Source organism: Mycobacterium sp. (genome assembly GCF_049802695.1).
Lineage (GTDB): Bacteria > Actinomycetota > Actinomycetes > Mycobacteriales > Mycobacteriaceae > Mycobacterium.
Genome location: NZ_JBARMY010000025.1, coordinates 1 through 3838 on the forward strand (window position 1 = coordinate 1; position 3838 = coordinate 3838).

Annotated in this window: 4 protein-coding genes; 1 reads left to right on the forward strand and 3 read right to left on the reverse strand. The window is 67.3% G+C overall.

From position 1 onward, the window contains the following. The coding region (gene coaE / locus WA317_RS00880) for a dephospho-CoA kinase (protein WP_425171233.1) at positions 1-734 on the forward strand (734 nt) is incomplete at its 5' end. 1 nt (position 735) lies between these two features. On the opposite strand, the gene WA317_RS00885 is transcribed toward coaE, so the two are convergent. The 3 genes from WA317_RS00885 to WA317_RS00895 form a co-directional block, all read right to left on the reverse strand. Then, entirely contained in the window at positions 736-1152 is a 417-nt protein-coding gene (locus WA317_RS00885; RefSeq protein WP_425171234.1) for a hypothetical protein, read from the reverse strand. Positions 1153-1203: 51 nt separating this feature from the next. After that, positions 1204-1713, reverse strand: a complete 510-nt coding sequence (locus WA317_RS00890; RefSeq protein ID WP_425171236.1) for a DUF402 domain-containing protein — start codon at positions 1711-1713, stop codon at positions 1204-1206. 36 nt (positions 1714-1749) lie between these two features. Beyond that, a partial coding sequence (locus WA317_RS00895; RefSeq protein ID WP_425171235.1) for an ATP-binding cassette domain-containing protein occupies positions 1750-3838 on the reverse strand: 2089 nt, incomplete at its 5' end.

A 3838-nucleotide genomic window follows, 5' to 3' on the forward strand; every position in this document is an offset into this window, starting at 1 on the left:
AACAGCGCCGGGCGGTTGCCGACGTCTGGCTGGACAACTCGGGCACCCTGGCTGCGCTGGCCGAACGGGCCACTGACGTCTGGAATCACCGGATCAGCGCGTTCGCGCGCAACCTCACCGCCCGGCAGGTCGCGTGTCCCGCAGCCCGGCTGGTGCCGGCCGACCCGACCTGGCCGGACCAGGCGCAACGAATCGTCGCCCGAATCGGGTCGGCATGCGGCGCGAAAGCAAACCGCGTCGACCACATCGGCTCCACGGCGGTGCCCGGCCTGGACGCCAAGGACGCCGTCGACATCCAAGTGACCGTCGAGTCCCTGGACGTGGCCAATGAACTCGCCGAGTCCCTGCTGTCGGCCGGTTACCCGCGTATCAACGACGTCACCGCGGACGTCGCGAAGTCCGATCCCCGAAGCACCGTCGACGCCTACGACCATAATGCCGACCAAAGCTTGTGGCACAAACGCATTCACGCCTCAGCCGACCCTGGCCGGCCGACCTACGTGCACGTGCGGGTCGCGGGCTGGCCGAATCAGCAGTTCGCCCTGCTGTTCGTTGACTGGCTACGGGCCAATCCGGATGTCCGCGACGAGTATCTGGCGGTCAAGCAGCGGGCGGCCGCTGCGGTGCCAGCTGACGACGGCGTCGCGGCCTACGCCGAGGCGAAGGAGCCGTGGTATTCGGATGCTTACCCCCGCGCGTGGGAGTGGGCCGGGTCCACCGGTTGGCGACCCTAACTCACGACGGGGGAAGCGGTGCGCCGCAGGCCAACACGCCGTTCGCCGGGTCGTTGTTGTTCTGCGTCGGCTTGACCACCTGGTCCAGCTGGGTGGCGACGTTGTCGTCGACGTCGATCTCGCAGTGCACATTGGCCGAATAGGGAAAGTGAACCGCCACCTGCAGGCCCGCTTTCGTCGGATCGGCCAACACCGTGTTGGCTTCGAAAGAGTTGCCTAGCGAGCTGAGGTTGGTAGTGCTGGTTTGGTTGTCATTGATCAAGAAGGTGGCTGTCGAGCCGGGAGCAATCCCGTCGACCCGCGCGACGTAGGTGACATTATGTAGGTCAGCTGAAGCGATCGCCGGTGTCAACTGTGCGCCGAAGACCGCGGCGGACAGGGCGGCGATGGTTGTCCACCTGTGCTTGCTGGAGCTCATGACTGCAGAGATTACTTCGCGGGCCCGAGCGCGCGCGAATTTGCCGGCGGTTTACTCCGCTTCGCGCCAGGTGAGCTCGAAGCCCCCCGCGGACAGCCACTGCTGCAGATCGTGACCGTGCCGGGCCAGGCCGTCGACCGCGACCGCGGCGCGCCGGATTGCGCGTTCACCCTGCTCCGGTGACAGCAACCGGTGTTGGACCGCGGTGAGGAACTCGTCGACGTCGGTCAACTCGGTTCCGACGCCGGTGCGCACCACCAGGTCAAGGTAGTGATCCTCGGAGTGCCAGGCGCGGGTGCCGGGGGTGTACTCGCCGACGTCGAGGTAATAGTCCTGCTCGCGTTCATGACCGGCGTTGAAGTGAAACACGGTGGCGCGCAGGCCCAGCGCCGGCAGCAGCCAGGACTGGATGTAGTGGAACTGAATCCGGCCTGGCGTGCGGCGTGCCATGTACAAGCCCCATGGCCGCAGCCGGTAGACGTCGACGGCCCGCGCGATCCCTTTCGGATCGGTGTTGGTGTACGCGACCAGGTCGAAGGTCTCGTGCTTCGGCGGGTGAATGGCGTCACCTTACCTTCGCTCCTCCGCGGGCCTCGATCAGCGGTGCAGTCGGATCTTCCACCGCACGAAGCCGGCGTAGATCACCGACAGCGCAGCGAGCATCCCCATGTCGAACAGCCAGGCACCGGACGTGTGCTGCCACCAACGGTCCTGGGGGACCAACGCTCCGGGCACCAGGTGCCGCACGTCGACCGTCGACGACGCCGCGGCATACCCCCAACGCGCCGGCGTGAGCCAGGACAGCTGGTCGAGCAGCATGCGGCCGGTCACCGGCACCATCCCGCCGCACAGCACCAGCTGCGCCATGACCGACACCACGAACAACGGCATGATCTGTTCAGTGGAGCGCACCAGCGCCGACAGGACCAGGCCGAACAGCGCCGAGGCCACGCACGTCGCAGCAACAGTCACGTACAGCTCCACGGTGGCGTTCCCCAGCAGCACAGCACCCCTGGTCGGGGCGCCCTTGCCGATGACCACGATGGTGGCCGCTATCGCTGCCTGAAGGATCGCGAACCCGCAGAACACGCCGGTTTTGGCCAGCAGGTAGGCGGTGGTCGACAACCCCGCCGCCTGCTCGCGCTGGAAGATCGGGCGTTCGCCGATCAGGTCGCGGATGGTCAGCGCCGTCCCCATGAAGGCGGCGGCCGGAATGATCAGCGCCAGGATCTGCGCGGACTCGTCGGGTGTGTCGCCCGGCCGGGCGACGTGAAATCCGTTGTGGCCCGGAACCGTCAGCGACAGCGCCCCCAAGATGAACGGCAACAACGCCAGGAAGACGAAGTAGGCGCGGTCGGCGACGACGAGGCGGACCTGACGACGCGCGATCGTGGAGAGTTGGCGCCGCAGGCTGGTGTGCACCGGTTCGCCGAGGTCGGCGGGTGTGTCGGTTTTCGTCGCTGCGGGCGGCTGCTTGTTGGCCAGGAACCGGCGATTCGCCTCGTCGGGGTCGGCGCCCACCTTGGCGAAGATCTTGGCCCAGTTGGTGGTGCCCAACGCCGAGCCGACCTGGTCGGGCGGGCCGTAGAACGCCGTCTTGCCGCCGGGCGCGACCAGCAGCACCTGGTCGCAAAGATCGAGGTAGGACAGCATGTGCGTGACCACGATCACCACCCGGCCGGCGTCGGCCAGCTGGCGCAACATCATCATCACCTGGTGGTCCAGCGCCGGGTCGAGACCCGAGGTCGGCTCGTCGAGGATCAGTAACGACGGCCCGGTCAGCAGCTCCAGCGCCACCGAAGCACGCTTACGCTGTCCACCCGAAAGCTTGTCCACCCGGGTGTCGGCGTGCTTGGTCATGTCGAGTTCTTCGAGGACCTCGGCGACGACCTGGGCCCGGTCGGCTTTGCTGGTGTCCGGCGGCAGCCGCAGCTCAGCTGCATAGCCGAGAGCCTGATTTACCGTCAGCTGACGATGCACGACATCGTCCTGCGGCACCATCCCGATCCGGCTGCGCAGCGACGCGTACTCGGCGTGGATGTCGTGACCTTCGAAGGTCACCGAGCCCGTGCTGGGCGTGGTGTAGCCGGCGATCAGCCTGGCCAGGGTGCTTTTGCCGGCACCGGAACCACCGATCACCGACGTCAGCGTGCCGGGCCTGGCGATCAGCGAGATGTCGTTGAGCAGGCGCTTGCCGTCGATCCGGAAGTTGACCGCATTCACTTCCAACCCGCCGGAGCGCGTCGCGGCCTCGGTACGCCGCACCAGGGTGCTGTCTGTCAACACCAGGTCGACGTTGCCGATGGTGACCACGTCGCCTTCACCGAGAATCGCCGAGCCCACCCGGGTCCCGTTGACGAACGTCCCGTTGACGCTGCGGTCGCGGATCTCGGCGCCCAGCGGTGTCAGGACCAACGTCGCATGGTGACGGGACGCCAGGACGTCCGGAATCACGATGTCGTTGTCGCTGGCCCGTCCGAGCGTCACCGAGCCGGCCGGCTTGTCGTCCGCAACCGACCGCTGCGACATAAACTTCACGAATCGGGTCGCCAGGCTCCCGACGTCGCCCTCGCCGACTTTGACAACCGTCATCTCGCCGGACGGCGGTTGCTCGGCCGGCGGCATCAGGTCCCGCAGCGACGCGACCCCGGTGTCGACGGCGGTGACTTCGGCGGCCGGCGTGTCC

Bases quoted from the DNA above. Each gene is read 5' to 3' on its own strand.
- WA317_RS00885 (WP_425171234.1), bottom strand. From the start codon at position 1,152: ATGAGCTCCAGCAAGCACAGGTGGACAACCATCGCCGCCCTGTCCGCC.